Origin of the sequence: Bacteroides sp. 224 (assembly GCF_010500995.1) — a bacterium.
Classification (GTDB): domain Bacteria; phylum Bacteroidota; class Bacteroidia; order Bacteroidales; family Bacteroidaceae; genus Bacteroides.
In genome coordinates this window covers 37,075-59,483 of the sequence record NZ_QVMK01000005.1, presented here as the reverse complement: position 1 = coordinate 59,483, position 22,409 = coordinate 37,075, and the positions used below count along the sequence as shown (strand labels likewise).

17 protein-coding genes and 2 pseudogenes are annotated in these 22,409 nt (G+C 39.4%); 8 read left to right on the top strand and 11 right to left on the bottom strand.

Annotated features, from left to right (window positions below; translation table 11 throughout):
- Positions 1 to 32: 32 nt before the first annotated feature.
- Together D0T60_RS04955 and D0T60_RS04950 are read left to right on the top strand one after the other, a co-directional pair.
- Positions 33 to 722 (top strand): annotated as a pseudogene (locus D0T60_RS04955) (glutamine synthetase type III); the annotation flags it as partial.
- Positions 723 to 1,110: 388 nt separating this feature from the next.
- Positions 1,111 to 2,037, top strand: coding sequence for a hypothetical protein (locus D0T60_RS04950; RefSeq protein ID WP_163217047.1), 927 nt, complete (start codon positions 1,111 to 1,113; stop codon positions 2,035 to 2,037).
- Between the two features lie 102 nt (positions 2,038 to 2,139).
- Here D0T60_RS04950 and D0T60_RS04945 read toward each other — a convergent pair whose 3' ends face one another.
- From D0T60_RS04945 to D0T60_RS04935, 3 genes are all read right to left on the bottom strand, one after another.
- Positions 2,140 to 2,784: a 4'-phosphopantetheinyl transferase superfamily protein gene (locus D0T60_RS04945; protein ID WP_163217046.1), complete on the bottom strand. Its 645-nt coding sequence runs from the start codon at positions 2,782 to 2,784 to the stop codon at positions 2,140 to 2,142.
- Complete coding sequence (gene gldE / locus D0T60_RS04940; protein WP_163217045.1) at positions 2,784 to 4,103, bottom strand: gliding motility-associated protein GldE; 1,320 nt, start codon at positions 4,101 to 4,103, stop codon at positions 2,784 to 2,786. Before gldE ends, D0T60_RS04945 begins: the two co-directional genes overlap by 1 nt.
- A 168-nt stretch (positions 4,104 to 4,271) precedes the next feature.
- The gene (locus D0T60_RS04935; RefSeq protein WP_163217044.1) at positions 4,272 to 4,706 is read right to left on the bottom strand and encodes a single-stranded DNA-binding protein; all 435 of its coding nucleotides are present in this window, start codon (positions 4,704 to 4,706) and stop codon (positions 4,272 to 4,274) included.
- Positions 4,707 to 4,837: 131 nt separating this feature from the next.
- Between D0T60_RS04935 and D0T60_RS04930 the strand changes: the two genes are divergently transcribed.
- Complete coding sequence (locus tag D0T60_RS04930) at positions 4,838 to 5,302, top strand: MaoC family dehydratase (RefSeq protein WP_163217043.1); 465 nt, start codon at positions 4,838 to 4,840, stop codon at positions 5,300 to 5,302.
- Between the two features lie 114 nt (positions 5,303 to 5,416).
- Here the strand turns inward: D0T60_RS04930 and mutY are convergent, their stop codons facing one another.
- Positions 5,417 to 6,448, bottom strand: coding sequence for an A/G-specific adenine glycosylase (gene mutY / locus D0T60_RS04925; RefSeq protein ID WP_163217042.1), 1,032 nt, complete (start codon positions 6,446 to 6,448; stop codon positions 5,417 to 5,419).
- Between the two features lie 101 nt (positions 6,449 to 6,549).
- Here mutY and D0T60_RS04920 point away from each other — a divergent pair, with 101 nt between their 5' ends.
- Positions 6,550 to 6,858 carry an HU family DNA-binding protein gene (locus D0T60_RS04920; protein WP_370524383.1) on the top strand — a complete coding sequence of 103 codons (309 nt, stop codon included), beginning with the start codon at positions 6,550 to 6,552 and terminating at the stop codon, positions 6,856 to 6,858.
- Between the two features lie 223 nt (positions 6,859 to 7,081).
- Positions 7,082 to 8,656, top strand: a complete 1,575-nt coding sequence (locus D0T60_RS04915) for an Rne/Rng family ribonuclease (RefSeq protein ID WP_163217040.1) — start codon at positions 7,082 to 7,084, stop codon at positions 8,654 to 8,656.
- 71 nt (positions 8,657 to 8,727) lie between these two features.
- Here the strand turns inward: D0T60_RS04915 and D0T60_RS04910 are convergent, their stop codons facing one another.
- The 7 genes and pseudogenes from D0T60_RS04910 to D0T60_RS04880 form a co-directional block, all read right to left on the bottom strand.
- Entirely contained in the window at positions 8,728 to 9,666 is a 939-nt protein-coding gene (locus tag D0T60_RS04910) for a phosphatase PAP2 family protein (protein WP_163217039.1), read from the bottom strand.
- Positions 9,667 to 9,669: 3 nt separating this feature from the next.
- Positions 9,670 to 10,332, bottom strand: coding sequence for a CDP-alcohol phosphatidyltransferase family protein (locus D0T60_RS04905; RefSeq protein ID WP_163217038.1), 663 nt, complete (start codon positions 10,330 to 10,332; stop codon positions 9,670 to 9,672).
- Between the two features lie 42 nt (positions 10,333 to 10,374).
- Positions 10,375 to 10,878: a GtrA family protein gene (locus D0T60_RS04900; protein WP_163217037.1), complete on the bottom strand. Its 504-nt coding sequence runs from the start codon at positions 10,876 to 10,878 to the stop codon at positions 10,375 to 10,377.
- Positions 10,863 to 11,324 (bottom strand): phosphatidylglycerophosphatase A, encoded by a 462-nt coding sequence (locus D0T60_RS04895; protein WP_163217036.1) that lies wholly within the window; start codon positions 11,322 to 11,324, stop codon positions 10,863 to 10,865. Before D0T60_RS04895 ends, D0T60_RS04900 begins: the two co-directional genes overlap by 16 nt.
- An 86-nt stretch (positions 11,325 to 11,410) precedes the next feature.
- A pseudogene (locus tag D0T60_RS04890) lies at positions 11,411 to 12,708 on the bottom strand (inositol-3-phosphate synthase).
- A gap of 197 nt (positions 12,709 to 12,905) precedes the next feature.
- Positions 12,906 to 13,352, bottom strand: coding sequence for a ribose 5-phosphate isomerase B (gene rpiB / locus D0T60_RS04885; RefSeq protein ID WP_163217035.1), 447 nt, complete (start codon positions 13,350 to 13,352; stop codon positions 12,906 to 12,908).
- 189 nt (positions 13,353 to 13,541) lie between these two features.
- Positions 13,542 to 16,499 carry a PEP/pyruvate-binding domain-containing protein gene (locus D0T60_RS04880; protein ID WP_163217034.1) on the bottom strand — a complete coding sequence of 986 codons (2,958 nt, stop codon included), beginning with the start codon at positions 16,497 to 16,499 and terminating at the stop codon, positions 13,542 to 13,544.
- A gap of 774 nt (positions 16,500 to 17,273) precedes the next feature.
- Between D0T60_RS04880 and D0T60_RS04875 the strand changes: the two genes are divergently transcribed.
- The 3 genes from D0T60_RS04875 (at position 17,274) to D0T60_RS04865 (ending at position 22,329) form a co-directional block, all read left to right on the top strand.
- Positions 17,274 to 19,382, top strand: a complete 2,109-nt coding sequence (locus D0T60_RS04875) for a prolyl oligopeptidase family protein (RefSeq protein ID WP_163217033.1) — start codon at positions 17,274 to 17,276, stop codon at positions 19,380 to 19,382.
- A gap of 159 nt (positions 19,383 to 19,541) precedes the next feature.
- A complete protein-coding gene (gene gdhA, locus D0T60_RS04870; RefSeq protein WP_163217032.1) occupies positions 19,542 to 20,879 on the top strand; it encodes an NADP-specific glutamate dehydrogenase in 1,338 nt (445 codons plus the stop codon).
- Positions 20,880 to 21,153: 274 nt separating this feature from the next.
- Positions 21,154 to 22,329: a Xaa-Pro peptidase family protein gene (locus tag D0T60_RS04865; RefSeq protein WP_163217031.1), complete on the top strand. Its 1,176-nt coding sequence runs from the start codon at positions 21,154 to 21,156 to the stop codon at positions 22,327 to 22,329.
- Positions 22,330 to 22,409: the final 80 nt, after the last annotated feature.

Below are 22,409 nucleotides of genomic sequence, written 5' to 3'. Positions count from 1 at the left end.
TAAAACTAAAGGCCATCAACAAAGTAAATACCAAAGAAGATGTAGATGCACTGATTGAACAAGGCGAACCCAAAGTATCGGCCCTGCTGGACGTAATACGTAAATACATCAAAATATGCAAGCCCATCCATTTTGATGGCAACGGTTACAGCGACGAATGGAAAGAAGAAGCTCAAAAACGTGGCTTGGATTGCGAAACCAGCGTGCCTGTTATCTTCGACAACTACCTGAAACCCGAAACCATTGCCATGTTCGAAACCACAGGAGTGATGAGCAAAATAGAGTTGGAAGCCCGCAACGAAGTAAAGTGGGAAACCTATACCAAGAAAATCCAGATTGAAGCTCGCGTATTGGGCGATCTGGCCATGAACCACATCATTCCCGTAGCCACTCAATATCAAACCGATTTGATTGACAACGTTTACAAAATGAAAGAACTGTATCCGGACGATAAATGGAAAAAACTTTGCTGCCGAAACCTGGAACTGATTGAAGAAATTGCCGACCGCGTAGGATTCATTAAAGAACACGTAGATGCTATGATTGAGGCCCGTAAGGTAGCTAACAAAATTGAAGACGAACGCGAAAAAGCCATCAACTATCATGATAACATCGCCCCTATGCTCGACGAAATCCGTTATCACATCGACAAGCTTGAACTGATTGTGGACAACCAAATGTGGACGTTGCCCAAATACAGAGAACTTTTATTTATAAGATAAATAAAAGCAATAGATAGAAGTTATCTATTTCTTTTGTTGGTTGTTTTAAGTATCCGGATAGGCTTTGTTGAGAAACAAGGCCTACCTAAAATACAAACATAAGAACTAAAACCGAATCATAAAAGAAGAATGATTAAAAAAGATAGTAGCATTTGTTTTTCTTAAAAACGAATGTATGCTATTATAATAGTTATTTAATATATAGCTATTTAATATATAGTTATTAATGTAGACGACACATAGAATCATATATAGAACGATGCATAAGACGACACATAGGATGATCATTATTAAAGTGTCTCATTTTTAACATTCGTTTAGCTATATCATTTCAGCAAATAAAAAGTCTTCCTTATATTTGTCTTTCATTAAATAACCAAACAAACACATGGAGAAAAATCCGTTTATACTCATTCCCCTCCCCCTATTGAAAGAGTTAATTGTAGATGCAGAAACTATTAATACGATGTTCCATGTTGGCATATATTTTACTGCAAACAAAATAAACGTTTCTGAAAACGATGCATACAAGGAGTTCATTTATTGCATTTACAGAGACTTAAAAGGCCTTACCGACCAGCTTATACATACATTCCATACGATGGTTGATTTCCCTTACGATGAGGATTATAACGGATTCGATACTTCGGGAAATGAATTTAATCCGGAGGAAGAATTCGAATATCTGTTAAGTTACAGTGAAGAGAATCCCGATTTTCACCATCTATTAATGGCCTGGTATAAAATACGCCAAGTCTATAAAATGCTTGAGTTGAATACGGAAACCGTTAAATACACCATTCTCCTGGTGAATGAACATTTGAAGAAATACTCTTTCGAAGGCTGCCCCTTTATCCTTTTAAACGGCAAGGTAATGATGAATATCTACACCCAAAAAGATAAGATGCAGGCAGATGAGCGTGCCGTATGGGCCATGTATTTAGGCATTTTATCTATCATAGGAAATAAAGAATTTGCCTGCACCACCTCGGATATGATTAAATGCAGAATGTTCGGAGCAAAGAATAAGGATGAACTGACATTACTTCTTAAAAACAAAACCTTTAAAAAGGCTCATGATAAATACACCTCTAAATATCAATACCACAAATTACTCAACATCATTCAAGATCGCAATATGATAACAGAAATAGGGCTCAATAGAAGAACCTATGTAAGTTACAAATTGAAAACTCTCAATGAATTGGTGGATGCCATATCTATGAAAGGAAACAGATTAAAACGCAGACAACAGCGTAACGAAGAAAAGGCAAAAGCAATAGAGCGTTTTTTTGCCTCTCAACAAAACGAGTAAAGATGATTTCTTGCGGCCGTTGAAGAAAACTCTTGCGGCCGTTCCAATATTCTGCCACGGCCGCTACAATATCCTGCCACGGCCGCAAGAAAAATCTTCAGCTTAAAGTTCCGGCTCTTCTATCGTCCACGTCATCACAAAATCGGGATGAGTTAAGTAATAAATCAGGAAACGTTTTCTTAGGGATGTACGATACTCGCGACAGTTCATAAAGGGCTTGGAATCGGCGGGTAATTCCACCATTAAATGCGCTCGGAAATCTACTTCACTCTCATTCATACATTTAAACATAACTTCTTTGGCAGACCATATCAGGAGCAGAGAGAGTATTTCTTTTTCGGGGTTAATATGTGCCTTCTCATCCTCGCGCACAAATTTATGGGCTACCTTCAACACACGATCTCTGTATTGTTCTATATCAATACCCACCTCATGCCGCCGGCTTACAATAACAGCCACATATCCCTTGGTATGAGAGATGCTTATATGGGCAGAAGCATCGGCCAGATAAGGTTTCCCGGAAGGTTCGTAGAGCACCTTCTTCATCTCTCCTAAGAGTTCGAAAAGCAACACACGAATAGCCAACCACTCCAGCCGTCGAGATTCGGAAGTAAAAGCCTCCATGCCTTTGAGGTATTCGGCACGGCCCATCACAGGAAGTTTCATCAAAAGTTGATCAATGCTTTCTTCCTGTTTCCAGATAGCCCATCGGCAGTGATATTGGTTGTATTGTTTAAATAACGGCATTATTTTTTTGAAAACTTCACTTTCAAGATTCTTCTGTTATCCATTTCGAGCACTTCAAACTCATAGTTTTCATACACAAGCTTTTCATGCAGTTTAGGAAATTCTCCTTTTACTTCAAGAAGCAATCCGGCAATCGTATCGGCATCACCGGAAACTTTATCGAACAAATCTTCCTCCACTTCTGCAACCCGGTAGAAATCGGTCAATAAGGTTTTACCCTCAAATATCCAGGTATGATCGTTCAATACAACGTACGTTTTTTCTTCATCATCATATTCGTCCTGAATTTCTCCTACGATTTCTTCGATGATATCTTCCATAGTTATAAGTCCGGATGTACCTCCAAACTCATCTACTACAATGGCAATATGTGTTTTATTGGCTTGAAAATCTTTTAGCAAATCATCAATCATCTTCGTTTCCGGAACAAAATAGGCCGGACGTATAAGCGTTTGCCAACGAAAGCTTTCTCCTTTATTAATATGAGGCAGAAGATCTTTTATATACAAAATGCCTTTAATATTATCTCTCGAACCTGAATATATGGGTATACGCGAGTAAGCATTATCAATAATACATTGGAGCACCTCTTTATAAGGAGTACGAATATCCAAATCTACCATATCAATGCGAGAAGTCATCACTTCTTTGGCTGTTTCGCCACCAAAACGAACTATTCCTTCTAAAATAGTATTCTCTTCCGACAGTTCTTCTTTGTTTGTTAAATCCAATGCTTGCGAAAGTTCGCTCACTGATATGATGCGGCTCTTCTTTGTTAAATGCTTATTCATAAAGGTAGAAGAATGCATTAATAGCGAAGCCAAGGGATAAAAAATGGTACGAAACATCAAAATACCCGGTGCGGCAAAACGAGTGAAAGCCAACGTTTTTTGTGCTGAATAAAGTTTAGGTATGATCTCTCCAAACAACAACAGCAGAAAGGTCAATACTACGGTAAGTATTAAAAACTCTGCAATAGGCGATGCAAAATTGAAAATACCCATAAAGAAGTAATTGCATAGCATAATGATGGTTACATTCACAAAGTTATTGGTAATCAGCACAGTAGCCAGCAAGCGTTCTGTATTGCTCAATAATTTACGAACTTTACTGTCAGCAGGGTGAGCTCCTTCATCTATTTCATTTTTATCGGAAGGAGACAAAGAAAAGAATGCAATCTCCGAGGCGGAGGCAAAACCGGATATAAGTAGTAATAACGCAGCCAATATGATGGCTATAATCTCCGAAGTAGACGGAGCATTCACTGAAATTCCACTGAAAATGTCTGCCAAACGGCATAAATGATCGTCTGAGTCCAAAAGTCTATTTTTTTAGTTACACGTATTAGTTACGAGTTACAAGTTACGAGTTACGAGTTACAAGTTACGAGTTACAAGTTACGAGTTACGAGTTACAAGTTACGAGTTACAAGATATGCTGCATAGTATTACTCGTAACTTGTAACCTGTAACTCGTAACTATTTTATTTAAAACGGCAAGTCGTCCGTTTGGTTATTTCCTCCTATGTTTTGTTGAGGTTGTTGAGTCTGTGCAGGTGCCGCAGTTGATTGCACTCCTGAGGCGGCTCCTCGGGTAGAAAGCATCTCCATAACATCTACAAAGATTTCGGTGACATATCTCTTATTTCCGGCTTGATCATCGTAAGAACGAGTTTTTATCTTTCCTTCAATATAAAGCTTATCACCTTTATGCAGGTATTTCTCTGCTGTTTCGGCAAAACCGCGCCACAATACCAGATTATGCCATTCGGTTCTGTCGGGTACTTGCGTGCCGTTTTGCAATGTATATCCGCGTTCGGTAGTAGCCAACGGGAAAGTAGCTACAGCCACTCCGCTATCCAAGTATCTTACCTCAGGGTCTTTGCCCAGATTTCCCACAAGAATGACTTTGTTTATTGACATAGTTCGTTTATTTATGATTTTAGAGTTCAAAAATAAGAAGTTTTGGAACACGATGCAAGTTATTTCAAATAAGTCGACTATCTTTGCTATAAAATTATACACTATCATAGTAAAACGTCTAAAAAACACGTATGAGTAAAGTTATTATTAACTCTTTTGAAGATTTCGAGCAATATGTAGGAAAGGAACTGGGTGCTTCGGATTATCTTACTGTCACACAAGAGCGTATTAATCTATTTGCAGATGCCACTTTAGACCACCAATGGATACATGTGGATACAGAGAGAGCAAAAACAGAAAGTCCTTTCAAAAGTACTATTGCCCACGGCTATCTGACTTTATCATTGCTTCCTCATTTATGGAATCAAATCATTGAAGTGAACAACACCAAAATGTTGATCAACTATGGAATCGAGAAACTTCGATTCAACCAAGCTGTACTTCCCGGAGATGAAGTAAGATTGGTAACCAAGCTTCAATCCATCGTCAATCTAAGAGGGGTAAGCAAAGCAGAAATAAAAATGACACTGGAAATTAAAGGTGCCAGAAAGAATGCAATGGAAGGAACCGTTGTTTTCTTGTATCATTTCGTATAAACGATCTCATCATAAAAAAAGAAGTGCTCATTTGAAAGAACACAGAGACACGAAGACACAGAGATTTATAATCCTCTGTAAATGAAAGACTCCGTGTCTTCGTGTCTCTGTGTTCTAAAAATGAATGACCTGCTGAAGCAATCTTGGAAAAGCATATTCCTGCCAATCACTCTTATGTATTTTCACATAATCGAAGAAAGAATCTATAGCTTCGGAAAATTCAACTTCATAAAAATTGGAGTAGATAATTCGATGAGAAAGTACATGTTTCACATCCCTGCAAACCAAACGAATAGTAAAGTCTTTATTTGCGCCCAACATTTCCTTTAATTGAGGTAAAGACAGGAATTCCTCCTCCAACACCGGATGCTCCGTTTCTATGAGAGGAATTTCAAAAAGATTCTTCCAAATATCATTCCCCACACGTTTGCGTATAAATGTATATTCTCCGGCAGATATATAAATGTAATTGAAATATCGGTTGGTGGTTTTGGTTTTATGCTGCTTCACAGGCAATCGACCAATAGCCCCTTCCTTAAAAGCAACACAAATATCAATTAAAGGGCAAAACATGCAATCGGGAGATTGAGGCGTACATTGTATGGCTCCGAAATCCATAATGGCCTGATTATACAAAGCCGGTTCTTTCTTATCTAAATATTCATTGGCCAATGCAGCAAACAATTTCTTTCCCTGAGTAGAATCAATAGGAGTGTCGATTCCCAAATAGCGAGCCAGTACCCGATACACATTACCATCTACTACCGCATAAGGCATTTTATAAGCAAATGAGCAAATAGCGGCAGCCGTATACTCTCCTACCCCTTTCAGGGCCAACACTTCTTCATAAGTTTTCGGAAAAACACCATCCATGCTTTTGGCAGCAGCATGAAGATTTCTTGCACGGGAATAATACCCCAAACCCTCCCAATATTTCATAACTTCGTCTTCATGAGTCTCGGCCAATGCCTTTACATCAGGAAAACGCTTTATGAATCGCAGAAAATATTCATAACCCTGCGCCACCCGGGTTTGTTGAAGAATTATTTCAGAAATCCAAATGGTATACGGATCAGAAGTATCCCTCCAAGGAAGTTCTCGTTTGTTGTCTTGATACCAAGCTAATAGCGTTTGAGTGAAATTCATGCACAAAAATACAAAATGTTCAGGATATATTTTTTTGAGAAGCTAAAAACCTCTATATTTGCAATCCGATTTTCGAAGCTATTGTATTATAAGCTAATAACATAAGTAATAATTTATTTTTTGAAAGAAAAATGACTAAAGCAGATATTGTAAACGAAATTGCAAAAAATACCGGTATAGACAAAATAACCGTAATGACTGCAATTGACTCGTTTATGGAAGTAATTAAGGATTCGTTGACTAATGAGGAGAATGTATATTTACGCGGTTTCGGTAGCTTTGTGGTAAAAAAGAGAGCACAAAAAACTGCTCGAAATATTTCCAAGAACACAGCTATTATCGTACCGGAGCACAATGTTGCAGCGTTCAAACCAGCTAAGTCATTTGCAGAAGTAGTTAAAAACAAGTAAACATAAATATTAACCCATAAAATGTGAAGCTATGCCAAGCGGAAAGAAGAAAAAAAGACATAAAATGTCTACGCACAAGCGTAAAAAAAGATTAAGAAAGAACAGACATAAAAGCAAAAAGTAATTTTATAGTCTGATGAACAGAGATAAAGAACAAACTTGTAAAGCAAAATGTCTTTCAGGTTTGTTCTTTCTGTTAGGTACTAAATAATAAACAATAATAGTGACAAGCGAATTAGTAGTTGATGTACAACCCAAAGAGGTTTCTATTGCACTTTTAGAAGATAAAAGTTTGGTAGAACTTCAAAGCGAAGGAAGAAACGTTTCTTTCTCGGTGGGCAACATGTATTTAGGCCGCGTCAAGAAATTGATGCCGGGATTAAATGCTTGTTTTGTAGATGTCGGTTACGAGAAAGACGCTTTTCTTCATTATTTAGACCTGGGACCTCAATTTAACTCACTGGAGAAGTTCGTAAAACAAACTTTAAGCGACAGAAAAAAAATCACTAACATTGGCAAAGCAACCCTGCTTCCCGACCTTGACAAAGATGGCACCATAGCCAACACACTCAAAGTAGGACAAGAAGTAGTGGTGCAAATAGCCAAGGAACCCATCTCAACGAAAGGCCCCCGATTAACTTCCGAAATATCTTTTGCGGGGAGATACCTTGTTCTTATTCCTTTCAATGATAAGGTTTCCGTTTCTCAAAAAATTAAATCGAGCGAAGAGCGCGCCCGCCTCAAACAACTACTACAAAGTATTAAGCCCAAGAATTTTGGAGTAATAGTACGTACCGTAGCCGAAGGAAAACGCGTAGCCGAACTCGACGGAGAGCTTAAAGTATTATTAAGGCAGTGGGAAGAAAGCATGGTAAAAGTGCAAAAGGCAACCAAGTATCCTACATTAATCTATGAGGAAACCAGTCGTGCCGTAGCTATGCTTCGCGACCTATTCAATCCTTCTTTCGAAAACATTTATGTGAACGATGAAACGGTGTACAAAGAAATAAAAGACTACGTAACACTCATCGCACCCGAACGGGAAGGAATTGTAAAACACTATAAAGGTCAACTTCCTATTTTCGACAATTTTGCCATTACCAAACAAATAAAATCGGCGTTTGGTAAAACCATATCCTACAAAAGCGGCGCTTATTTAATCATTGAGCACACAGAGGCATTGCACGTAGTTGACGTGAACAGTGGAAACCGCACCAAAAACGCCAATGGACAAGAAGCAAACGCACTGGAGGTAAACCTGGGAGCAGCCGACGAGCTGGCTCGCCAATTAAGGTTAAGAGATATGGGGGGTATCATTGTAGTCGACTTCATTGATATGGGCGAAGCTGCCAACCGCCAAAAGGTATACGAACGGATGACTGCCAACATGCAGAAAGACAGAGCAAGGCACAACATTCTGCCTCTCAGCAAATTCGGATTAATGCAAATAACCCGTCAGCGGGTGCGCCCTGCTATGGACGTAAACACTTCCGAAGTTTGTCCTACCTGTTATGGTAAAGGAACCATCAAGTCATCCATATTATTCACAGATACACTTGAGAGTAAAATTGACTATCTGGTAAATAAACTGAAGATCAAAAACTTCTCGTTACACATCCATCCGTATGTAGCTGCATTTGTAAATCAAGGACTTGTTTCTTTGAAACGCAAATGGCAAATGAAATACGGATTTGGTATCAAAGTAGTTCCCAGCCAAAAGCTTGCCTTCCTTGAATATGTCTTCTATGACAAAAACGGGGAAGAGATAGATATGAAAGAGGAATTAGATCATAAATAATAGAAAAGGGTGAGTGTAAAGAGCTTACCCTTTTTTATTACTGCCTCGGGTAAGCATTACACTACCACTCACTATCTTTTTATATAATCCGAGTATTTGTTGATAAAGGCACTGAATCCTTTGATCTTCATCAAACCCTTTTCGAAAAGGAAGATACCTAATAAAGCACAGAAAATACCCAAAAGTACATCAATAATGTAATGGTGACAAGAATAAACTGCCGTACACCAAATGCCTACCATTAATATAATCAGCAAAGAAGTAAATGCCCAATTACACTTCTTTATAATAGCATAATATACGGCAACTACCATATAAGCCGCATGTAAAGAAGGTACGGCTGCAAATACATTAGAGTTACGACTATAAATAGAATCAAAAATAGAAACATGCAACAACGCATCAAACCGTGCCAGCCCTGCCGCATTACCCGGAGTATTCAATATTGGTTCAAAACCATAGTTTATAGCATACCAAGGTGGAGCAGCCGGATGAATATAATAACCGGCAAAGCCCAACAAATTCACAAACAGAAATACAAGGGCAAACCTCAAATACAGTTTCTGCTCTTTTTTAAAGTAAAGCCATAGTCCGAATGCAATAGGAACAGGCACCCAAGTCAGATAAAAAATGCCGGCAAAGAAATCGGCAATGCTATGATGATGCAAAGCAAAATACTCACAAGGAATCAATGTTGCACCTTCTGTATTTATGCCAAAGAGCTGCTTTTCCAGTTCGTACAAGTTTTGCACATCAATCGGATTTACCATGTAATTGGGATAAACGCGCATCCAATCATAAGAAACACCAAATACAATAAATGGTAATATGGCAACGGCAAGTTTACGCGTCTGTTCTCCGGCAAAGAATAAAAGTAAAAAGCCGGCTACAATTAATAGATGTTCGGAACGGAGTTCTACAAATACTGCTGTCAGCAACAAGAAGACAGCAGAAATTCCAATAACCGTAAAGGACTCTTTACGTGTAGGGAATGACAAATGATTTATCATAATTTATTTCTGTGTTTCCATTACCCGACGGCTATGATTTAAGCGTCCGATAGCTGTTATATTAGAAAATATGGCTACAATCAATAAAGATGCCGTAAAAACCCAGAGCACCCACTCTTCGAATCCCGCAAAATGGTAACAAATGCCACAGACCAGTGCTCCCACTCCCATGATTACAACCCTTTCCGGGCGTTGCATGAAACCACCTTTACATTCTATACCCAAACCTTCGGCGCGGGCTCTTATATAGCTCACCATAATTGAACCTACAAGTGCTACGAGCGAAATAAATCCGGCAACAAAGAAGTGGTTATACATAAAATAATAGATGATTCCGCCAAGCACTACCATCTCGCTGTAACGATCGAGTACAGAGTCGTACATAGCACCAAATTTAGAAGACATTTTGCCTATACGAGCCACTTGCCCGTCGAGCATATCAAACAAACCGGCAAATAATATAAGGAATCCACCCCAACCAATATAAGAATAATCTCCTTCCGATCCATAAGGAGCACCATACACAAATATGCCTGCGGCGGCTACGTTAAGTAAAAATCCGATGGTAGTAACAACATTGGGGGTCACTCCTATTTTGATTAATCCGCGCACAAAAGGGTCTATAACTTTATAGATAAACTGTTGTGCCCAATCTCTTGCTTTCATTTATTGCGATTTTATTCAATTATTCCCTTGTTCCCTTGTTAGTCAAGATTCTTTCCGTCTGAAAAAGTCTCTTATGTTTCGGTTTCTATAAACAAAAAGCCGATGCATATTATAGTTCCATAAAAAACTGACCAACAAAGATACAATGATTTTAGGTATAATGAAAAAATCATCAAAATATTGGTCTATCAAATCTCTTAACCAGGGTATTCGTACCAGTGTTTCAGTCAGGCAATAGGTGCCTAATGTATTTAACAGGATACTTCCAATCCAAACTATCAGATATTTTAATGCAACATGCGTTTTTCTGCATTCTTTCGACTTAAACGTCCATTGGTAGTTTATTACACAATTTACTACCCCTCCACATATTGCGCCCAATAGAGTGGCATATACATAATAAAGCCCAAAGAGTTTTGCCAGTAAAATAGTTGCAACGAAATCGCAAACGCTTGCTAATTGAGAAGAAAACTGGGCTCTTATAAACATAAAGATCCCGCCTTTTTCGGATAGTTTTCGGATAGTTTCCTTTATCCAATTAGCCATCTTCCTCCCAACAACAAGATCAGGCTATATACACCGGCTAAAACATCATCCATCATAACTCCCAGACCTCCTTTAAGATCCTCCATCTTTCGGATACCCAAAGGTTTAAATATATCGAAAAGACGAAACAGGACAAATGCAATTATCACATGGTAAATATTTCCCTCTGCAACTCCTAATAAAGCAATCCATACACCAACCATCTCATCTACTACAACTTTGGAGGGGTCTTCTCCCCAAATTGGCTCGACTTGATCCGTCGCCCAAATTCCGACAATTGTAAACACGATGATTAAAGCACCTGTCAGGATCAGCAATAAATCGAATGAGCAAAACAGAGACAAAGCCCACCAGATAACAGTTGCCAGTAATGCTCCCGCCGTACCCGGGGCAAAAGGAGAAAGGCCGGAGCCAAACCCAGTAGCTATAAATTTAGCAATCCACATATTATGAGTTGAGAGTTGAGAGTTGAGAGTTGAGAGTTAAAAGGCCATGCGGCATCGTAACTCTCAACTTTCAGCTTTCAACTCTTTTAGTCTAAGTAATCTAATGTTTCTTCGCCAATCATCTTGCGAAGTGTATTTTTCAGTTTAGTGTACTGAATAAACAAATCATGCTCCGGAATATGATCAAAATCATGCATCGGGCTCTTGAAGTAGAATGATAACCAATCTTGTATTCCACTCATTCCTGCTCTATGCGCCAAGTCGGCAAATAACACTAAATCCAAGCACAAAGGAGCAGCCAGAATAGAATCACGGCAAAGGAAATCTACTTTCAATTGCATTGGATATCCCATCCAGCCTACAAGGTCAATATTGTCCCAACCTTCTTTATTGTCTTTGCGAGGTGGGTAATAGTTGATACGTACTTTATGATAGATGTTGCCATAAAGTTCCGGATACAATTCCGGTTGCAAGATGGTATCGATAACAGACAGCTTACTTACTTCTTTTGTTTTGAAAGAGTCCGGATCATCCAATACTTCACCATCGCGATTTCCTAAGATGTTAGTAGAGAACCAACCATCCAATCCTAACATACGGGTTTTCAACATCGGAGCCAATACCGTTTTAATCATGGTCTGTCCGGTTTTATAGTCTTTACCGCAGATAGCCACTTTATTCTTTTCGGCAAATTCCCACATAGCCGGTGTATCTACACAAAGGTTTGGAGCACCCATAATGAAAGGAGCACCTTCTGCAATAGCTGCGTATGCATAACACATACTTGGAGAGATACATCTTTGCGGTCATCTTTCATTGCCTTTTCTAAAGAAGCAAGTGTTTTATGCTCCTCGCATAAAGGAAGATAAACTTCTGTACTTGCCGACCAGATCACAACTACACGTTCGCAATTATTGGCAGCTTTAAAGTCGCGGATGTCTTTGCGAATAGCTTCGGTAAGTTCCCAACGGTTGGCAGCTTGCTTGATATGTGTTCCGTTTAAGCGCTTTACCCAATCATGGTCAAAAGCAGCAGGCATTGGTTTAATAGCTTGCAATTCTTCTTTCACACCATTCAAGTCTTTTTCACTTAAAACTTCGGCATGAACAGAAGCATCGTATACATTTTCCGGGAAGATATCCCATCCACCAAATACGATATCATTTAAATCGGTTAATGGAACTACATCCTTGATCTTTGGGAAATTATTTTCTTCTCTCTTTCCCAGACGCATTGTAGCTAATTGAGTGATTGACCCTATAGGTTGAGATAATCCTTTACGAACGGCCAATGTTCCTACCACAAATGTAGAAGAAACAGCACCTCCCAGTCCTACTACCAAAACTCCTAATTTTCCGGTAGCCGGCTTAATTTGATTTTCCATGTTGTTCTGCTTTTTAAAGAATACATTAATTGATCGCAAAATTATGCAATATTATCTTTAAAGTGGCTGTAGTTTGGAAGGTAAATTAGCTTGAAAGTAATATATTTTAGGCAATTTAACACGACTCTTAAAATTAGTCTCCATTTCTTCTTTGGACATATTCAGTCGTTGAGATTCGCATATTTCCTGTAAGACAATTATTTTGTAGCAGCAACCGGCATCTTCTTTATTCGCTCCAAATGCCTTCCACCCTCAAATTCACCGGCAAAAAAAGCTGAAATGATTTGTTCTGCCATTTCTGTAGATATAAATCGACCCGGCATAACCAAAATATTTGCATCATTATGTTGGCGAGCCAATGTAGCTATTTCGGGCATCCAACATAAAGCTGCTCTAATGCCCTGATGCTTATTTAAAGTCATATTAATACCGCTTCCACTACCACAAACAGCAATACCCTGCGTACACTCTCCTGCTTCCACGGCCAAAGCTAACGGATGAGCAAAGTCAGCATAGTCGCAACTATCCTTACTATATGTGCCAAAGTCTTTCACTTCTTTTCCCTGCTTTATAAGAAGTTCTTTCACAAACTCTTTTAGTTCAAATCCTGCATGGTCGGAGGCTAAACCTATCAATTCTTTCATACCGTAATTTTCGATTTTTCTTTTCAATTCGGCAAACTTACATAAAAAGAATGATTTATAAATGAGTTGAATAAAAATAATTAATGAACACAGAGTCACAAAGACACAGAGTCTATATTCTTTCTCTGTGTCTTTGTACCTCTGTGTTCATTCTATATTATACGAGGAAAGAAAGTGTGTCATAAAATTCTATTCCGGTTTCAGCACTACTCCCAGTTTCTTCTTTCCATCCATCTTTATCATAATAGGAGAAGAAAAACGGACATGTCGCAAATACTTAGTTTCTTCCACTACGGGCAAGTTATTCAGAAAGTCCTGATCGTAAACACCATCATTCATAAATGCATTGATGGTAAAGTAACCTACTCCAAATGATGTCAGGTTCTGGAAGAAGTGCGTTCCCTGACTCGGATCTACCCGATAGTTTGTCAGCCCGGCCTCCACAATAACTTTAGCAGCGCTGATATGCGGCCACTTCACAGGAATACCTAACCATGTATCGCTGGAGCCCCAACGACCGGGACCAACCAACACATAATTCTTGCATTCATTGAGAAATTTTTGATTTATCTTCTCTATTTCGTAAGCTATCATCTGGTTATTGCTCGCACTATAATTATCTGTTTTTACATATACAACATCAAATACATCATCTATAATGCCATGCCCCAAACTATTTTGAGATCGAAGGATGCATTGTTCATCCGGAATAATAGCAAGATCCTCATCCAGCATTTCTTTGGAGTCTACAATCGGGCGAATTTGTAACAGATAGAAAGTGCCCGATCGTTCTCTATCCCGATTCATATTGACTGCAAATTCTATTTCTACCGGACGCCTTACCTCCGTATTGCTATGCTCCAAAACCAATTGCAGAATACGAGCAAGAGGAAACACATCATGCTGTAATATATTGGCGAAAGTAATCACTTTACGTCCACCGGGATATAAGCCATCTCGTATTACCATATCATAAGGATCGTAGGTAGAAGCAATATATCGCAATGAGCCATCTTTTTCGGCATCTTTTACATGAAGTTTCAGGAGGTTAAACCCGTCATCAATGGAAAACTCCTGGGCTACGTTCTTTAAATCGAGTGCATAAAACTTGGTTTGAGTTTCCTTTAGAGCTATTTCCATTTCACTGGTTTGCAACACCTGATTGGGGTGGTAAGGAGAAAAGCGCAGCGTCATTCCACCATCCACAATATATTTACCCAGTCCTAAAGCAAGGTTCACTGTGCCCTCCTCTGCTTTTTCATCGCCAATGGGATAATAGTTTAAAGAACGAGCCACGCCACTCATAGAAGGATAGAAATGATCTCCGTACTGAGTGCCGACTACCTCTTGCAGAATAACCGCCATTTTTTCCTGATCAATCACATTGCTGGTAGCCTGCATATAAGCTTTACTATCCTTAAAATAAACAGAAGCATACACTCCTTTGATGGCATCCGAAAGCATGCGAAGCATTTCGTATTTATCGTCCAGATAAGGAATCATATACGTATTATAGATTCCGGCAAAAGGCTGATAATGAGAATCTTCCAGCATACTCGAAGAGCGTATGGCAATGGGCGACTTCACTACATCGAAGAAGGTGAAGAAGTCTTCAATAAATCTATCCGGTAGTTTAGCCCGTAAGAAATGGCGAAGAATGGATTCATCATCGGCATCGCTTAATGCTATCTGATAAAGGCCGTTCGTCTCCATAAACTCATCGAACACATCGGTACAAAGCACCACCGTTTTGGGGATGGCTATATGTGCATTCTCAAATTCATAATACTCGGGATATCGCTTTACCATATTATCGATAAACGCCAGTCCTCTACCCTTCCCTCCCAGAGAACCCTCTCCAATGCGGGCAAAGTTGGAGTATCTGTCGAAACGATCGCGCCGGAAAATGGCTACCACTCCCTGATTCTTCATTTTGCGATACTTCACTATGGCTTCGAAGATAATCTGGCGGTGCATATCCAAGTCTTGCATGGTGTGTCCTGTTATCGGTTTCAGGAACTCGGCCACAGGAAACATAGCTCGCGAATAAAGCCAACGAGATACATGATTACGACTTATATGGTAGAGGAATGACTCTGCCGGAATAGCAAATATTACATTCTGCAACTCTTTCAGATTGCGCACACGGGCAATTTCTTCATTGGTGCTTGGATTACGAAATATAAAATCGCCAAATCCGAAATTATCTGAAACTACCTGTCGCAAATCGACATCCATCTTCTTTGAATTCTTATCAATAAAAGTTGCACCGTATTTCGAAGCATACGCTACATTATCCGCCTCGGAAGATTGGATAATAAGAGGTACAAACGGGTCCTCCTTTCTTATATAGCTGCATAATTTAATACCCGCTAAGGCATCTTTATTCTCTCCTTTCGGAAAACGAACATCGGTAATAACTCCTAATACATTATTCTTATACTTATCATATATATAAGTAGCCTCCTCGTAAGAGCGAGCTAATACGATTTTAGGACGTCCACGCATTCGCAACGTTCGTTGATGGGCATTTAAGGCTTCGGTACTGAACTCCTGACTTTGCATCAACACAAATTTATACAGATTAGGCAATGCAGATGAATAGAAACGGATACTGTCTTCTACCAACAAAATAAGTTGTACGCCTACTTCTTCCACATCGTGTTCCAGATTCATTTTATCTTCAATAAGTTTAATGATAGACAATAACAAATCTGTATTCCCCAACCAGCAAAAAATATAATCGAAAGCACTCAAGTCTTCATCGGCAATGCGCTTGGTTATCCCCCGGCTGAAAGGGGTTAATATAACAATGGGAATATGCTCATACAATGATTTAATGCGCCGACCAATATCAAAGCTATCGTTATCTCCCGTACCCGGCATACAAATAACCAAGTCAAAACTCATTTCACTCAATGCTGCCAACGCTTCCTCTTCGGTAGAAACCTGCGAAAAACGAGGAGGATAACGAAGTGATAGCGAGGTGTATTCATTAAAAAGCTTTTCATCAATCCGACCATCATCCTCAAGCATAAAAGCATCGTAAGGATTGGCTATTAATAATACATTAAAGATACGATGGGGCATCAAGTTTACAAATTGCGTATCCTTGAAGAGTTGATTTAATTTTAGTTTACTGAGCATGGCTTTTAGTTACGAGTTACCAGTTACGAGTTACAAAGGTATAAATAGTTCTTTATTAAGTGTTCAGAATTAGTTTGTATTTGTTTTGAGTTAAGTTGAAATGGATACGCGGAAAAAACGGAATGAACGGATGAACGCGGAAGATATATTTTCGTCCTTATGTCGCAGAAAAAATAATTCCGCGTGTTTCTGCTCATTCCGTTTTTTCCGCGTATCTATCCTCATTTACTTTAATTTTAATTTAGCCACGGATTACGCAGATTAGACGGATTTTTAAACACAGATTTTAATTTGTGATATCAAACTAGTAAAATATTTATCCGTGTTTTAAAATCCGTGCAATCAGCGTAATCCGTGGCTTAAAAATAATCCGGTTTCAATCATTTCCGAACCTATATGAACTAATTATGAACATCTACTTATCTATTTAAGAACCAGTATATAATAAGACATGTCGGTTCTTTTTGTTTTTATACTGAAATTTATTTTTGTTTCATCTGCCAACTATTATTTTTTCTTGCAAAAGTTATTCGTCCACCCGCGGGTGGACGCAACGTACTCCACGGGTGGACGCAAAGTCTCCCGCGGGTGGACGCAAAGTACTCCGCGGGTGGACGAATAATTTTCATAAGGAAAACAAATAGATTTCGCACAGAAAAGAAATAGATTCCGCATAGAAAAAGAATAGATTCTAAATTAATCTCTCCAACGGGTAAGCTTCACAAAGAATTATCGTAATTTTGTATTTAACTTGTATCAATTTGAAACTTACTTATGAAAAAAACACTCCTCTTAGTATGTGTAATTATGGTAGCATCCTGCTCACAACAAAAGAAAATGAATTATCCGAAAACAACGAAAGTAGACACTGTTGATGTATACTTTGAAACCGAAGTAGCCGATCCTTATCGTTGGCTCGAAGACGATAGATCCGAAGCTACAGCCTCTTGGGTAGAAGCCCAGAATAAAGTAACAGGCGAATACCTGAAACAAATACCATTCCGTGGTGCTTTGTTACAACGATTAACCGATCTTGCCGATTACGAAAAGATAGGCGCTCCTTTTAAACGGAATGGAAAGTATTACTTTTATAAGAACGACGGGCTTCAGAACCAATCTGTACTTTACGTGCAAGATACCAAAGAGAGCGAACCACGCGTATTTCTTGATCCTAACAAACTTTCAGATGACGGAACTGTTTCATTAGGCGGCGTTTTCTTTTCGAACAATCAGAAATTTGTAGCTTATACTATATCGAAAAGCGGATCGGACTGGAATGAAATCTTTGTAATGGATGCCAACACCGGTCAATTATTAGACGATCATATTCAATGGGCCAAATTCACAGGTGCATCCTGGCAAGGAGATGGTTTTTATTACAGTGCTTATGATATGCCTACTGATGGTTCGGTATATTCTGCCGTTAACGAGAATCATAAAATCTATTACCATACAATTGGAAAGCCTCAGAGTGAAGATAAATTGGTTTATCAAAACAAAAACTATCCCAAACGTCTTTACCGGGCCAGTGTCAGCGAAGATGAGCGGGCTATGTTCCTTCAGGAATCCGGTTCTTCGCTTGGTAATCGACTCTTTATGAAAGACTTGACAAAGAAAGATGCCCCTGTAGTAGAAATTGCTTCCAACAATGAATTTCAATATTCGCCGATTGAGGTAATAGGAAATAAAATCTATATTTATACTACTTACAATGCTCCTAAAGGCAAAGTTATGGTAGCAGATTTCTCTAAACCTGAAATAAAGAATTGGAAAGAACTTATTCCTGAAAATAAATATGTATTGGATGGTGTGCAAATTATTGGAGAGAAATTCTTCCTCAGCTATAACCAGGATGCCTCTACACACGCTTATGTATATGAACTTAACGGAAAATTAAAGCACGAAATCAAGTTCCCAACATTGGGTTCTGCCGGATTTAGTGGAAAGAAAAATGATAAAGAGTGTTTCTTTACCTTCACATCTTTCACCTTCCCCAACTCTATTTATTCTTATGATATGGATAACAACACGTATGAGTTGTTTCGTGCGCCGGATTTAAAGTTCAAAGGAGATGATTTTATTACCGAACAAATCTTTTACCCGAGCAAAGACGGTGTAAAAGTGCCTATGTTCCTTACTTATAAAAAGGACCTGAAAAAAGACGGAAACAATCCTGTATATCTGTATGGTTATGGGGGCTTTAACATTAACCTGTATCCTAATTTCTCTACCAATCGTATTCCTTTCCTCGAAAACGGTGGTATCTATGTACAAGTAAATCTTCGTGGTGGAGGCGAATATGGCGAAGAATGGCACGTATCCGGAACCAAAATGAATAAGCAAAATGTATTTAACGACTTTATTGCTGCTGCCGAATACTTGATAGATCATCAATATACCTCTGCAAACAGAATTGCCATTGTTGGTGGTTCTAATGGCGGACTTTTAGTGGGTGCCTGTATGACACAGCGCCCCGATCTTTTTGGAGCCGCCATCCCCCAAGTAGGTGTAATGGATATGCTGCGCTATCACAAATTCACTATTGGCTGGAATTGGGCCAGCGATTATGGCACAAGCGAAGACAATAAAGAGATGTTTGAATACCTGTATGCTTACTCGCCCTTGCACAACCTAAAACTGGGTACTACCTACCCTCCTACCCTTGTGACCACTGCCGATCATGACGACCGCGTGGTGCCGGCGCACTCCTTTAAGTTCGCCGCCCGTTTACAAGAGTGTAATGATGGTAAAAACCCTACTCTTATCCGTATAGATACCAAAGCCGGGCATGGAGCAGGAAAACCTATCGGAAAAATTCTGGAAGAGCAGGCAGATATTTATGGATTTATCATGCATAGTCTTCAAATGGAACCAACGTTCTAAAAGGAGATTCCTTATTTAAGGAGACAGCGGCAAACTATTAAAAAGATAGCTTGCCGCTATTTTTTTCACCCCGACTTATTCATAAAACAAAAAAATAACTATATTTGCATCATGTAACGCTTACATTTTATCAAAGACAACCTTTTTAATACATATATTATGAACATTGAACGAATTATGTCCTCATTAGAGGCTAAGCATCCCGGCGAGTCTGAATATCTTCAAGCCGTAAAGGAAGTTCTTATTTCCATCGAAGATATATACAATCAACACCCGGAGTTCGAAAAAGCTAAAATCATCGAACGCCTGGTAGAGCCCGATCGTATTTTTACTTTTCGTGTAACATGGGTTGATGACAAGGGCGATGTTCAAACAAATCTTGGATATCGAGTTCAGTTCAATAACGCTATCGGCCCTTACAAGGGAGGTATTCGTTTTCATGCTTCCGTTACCTTATCTATATTGAAGTTCCTCGGATTTGAACAAACATTCAAAAATGCATTAACTACTCTCCCTATGGGAGGAGGTAAAGGTGGGTCCGACTTCTCGCCCCGCGGAAAAAGTAATGCTGAAATTATGCGTTTCTGCCAGGCATTTATGCTTGAACTGTGGCGTCATTTAGGTCCTGACATGGATATACCGGCAGGAGACATTGGCGTAGGTGGTCGCGAAGTAGGTTATATGTATGGTATGTATAAAAAGCTAACCCGCGAGGTTACAGGTACTTTTACCGGCAAAGGGTTGGAATATGGTGGTTCGCTCATACGCCCTGAAGCAACAGGTTTTGGCGGATTGTACTTTGTGAACCAAATGTTACAAAACAAAGGCATTGATATTAAAGATAAAACCATAGCAATCTCCGGTTTCGGAAACGTGGCTTGGGGAGCAGCCCTGAAAGCTACCGAACTGGGTGCCAAAGTAATCACAATCTCAGGACCAGACGGTTATATTTATGACCCTAACGGCATCAGCGGCGAGAAAATTGATTATATGTTGGAACTACGGGCAACGGGCAACGACATTGTAGCTCCTTATGCCGATGAATTCCCCGGATCTACCTTTGTAGAAGGTAAAAGACCATGGGAAGTTAAATGTGATATCGCACTTCCTTGCGCCACTCAGAATGAATTAAATGCCGAAGACGCTTGCAATCTCATAAAAAATAACGTTCTTTGTGTTGCGGAAATCTCAAATATGGGATGTACGCCCGAAGCGATCGATGCCTTTATTGAGAACAAAGTAATGTATGGCCCCGGCAAAGCAGTGAATGCGGGTGGTGTAGCAACATCAGGACTGGAAATGTCTCAGAATGCTATGCACATTAGCTGGAGCGCTGCCGAAGTGGATGAAAAATTACAATCAATCATGCACGGTATACATAACCAATGTGTGAAATATGGCACAGAACCCGACGGATATATTAATTATATGAAAGGCGCCAACGTTGCAGGATTCATGAAAGTGGCTCAGGCAATGATAGGACAAGGAATTATTTAAGTTTATTAGTTTTGAGTTATAAACTCAATTAAAGATACTTTGTTTAGTTGTATTTGTATTTGTGGTATGCGTTGTTACCCCCTGTGATAGGCCGTAGCAACGCCTTTTTTTCTCCTTACAGTCCGGGGCATAAATGCTCCCCATATACAAGATTCATTTTATGTCGGTTGTTTCCTCTGTTTACAAGTAGTTTTGTACCTTTGTGTTCTAAAAGGAACAATTTATTAATCACGTTTTGCATTTTCAAAAAACAAAATCAATAAACTAAAAGAGTATGCTATTACCCGAATTAAAATTCCGACGAGATAAGATCCGCACCCTTATGTCTCAGCAAAATATTGATGCTGCACTTATAGCTTGTAATGTAAACCTCTTGTATACAGCAGGACAAATCATTAGTGGTTATCTTTATCTACCGCTCCACTCTCCGGCCAGGATTTTTGTGAAACGCCCCAATAACTTCACCGGAGAGCATGTACATTCCATCCGAAAACCCGAACAAATAATAGACATCTTGAAAGAAGAAGGTCTCCCCATACCACAAACTCTTATGTTGGAAGGAGACGAACTTTCATACAACGAATATGTACGTTTGGAAAAGATATTTCCCGAGTCGACCATTGTAAATGGTACTCCTATTATCCGTCAGGCGCGCAGCATAAAAACAGAACTGGAAATCGAGATGTTCCGCCGCGCAGGAATTGCACATACCAAAGTTTATGAAAAAATTCCTTCTGTATACAGGGAAGGCATGACAGACACTGAGTTTTCTATCGAAATTGAACGCCTGATGCGATTAGGTGGCTGTCTGGGTATTTTCCGCGTATTTGGCCAAAGCATGGAAATCTTTATGGGTAGTCTGCTTGTTGGCGACAATGCCGCTTCGCCTTCTCCTTACGATTTTGCTTTAGGGGGACAAGGGGCAGACATCTCCCTGCCTGTAGGTGCCAACGGCAAACTCATGAAAGCAGGAGAAAGCATCATGGTAGATTATGGTGGTAACTTCAATGGATATATGTGTGATATGAGCCGGGTATTTTCAATCGGTAAATTATCTGACGAAGCGTATAAAGCCCATCAGGTTTGTCTGGATATCCAGGAGAAAGTTATTTCCATGGCAAAGCCCGGAGCTGTATGCGAAGATTTGTATAATGCCGCCATAGAGGTTGTAACACAAGCCGGTTTTGCCGATAACTTCATGGGGGTGAGTCAAAAAGCGAAATTCATTGGTCATGGCATCGGTTTGGAAATCAATGAGGCTCCTGTACTTGCTCCACGCAATAAACAGGAATTGGAACCGGGAATGATCTTCGCGCTCGAACCCAAAATAGTGCTTCCGGGAGTAGGTCCGTTAGGAATAGAGAATTCATGGGTAGTAACTACGGAAGGAGTAGAGAAACTGACGCTTTGCGAGGAGAAGGTGGTGGATTTGCTGGAGTTTAAGGTATAATGGTTCTAAATGAATGAATTTGAACCACAGAGTTACGCAGATTAACGCAAAGTTTTTAATACAATGCTGCATAGAACTAA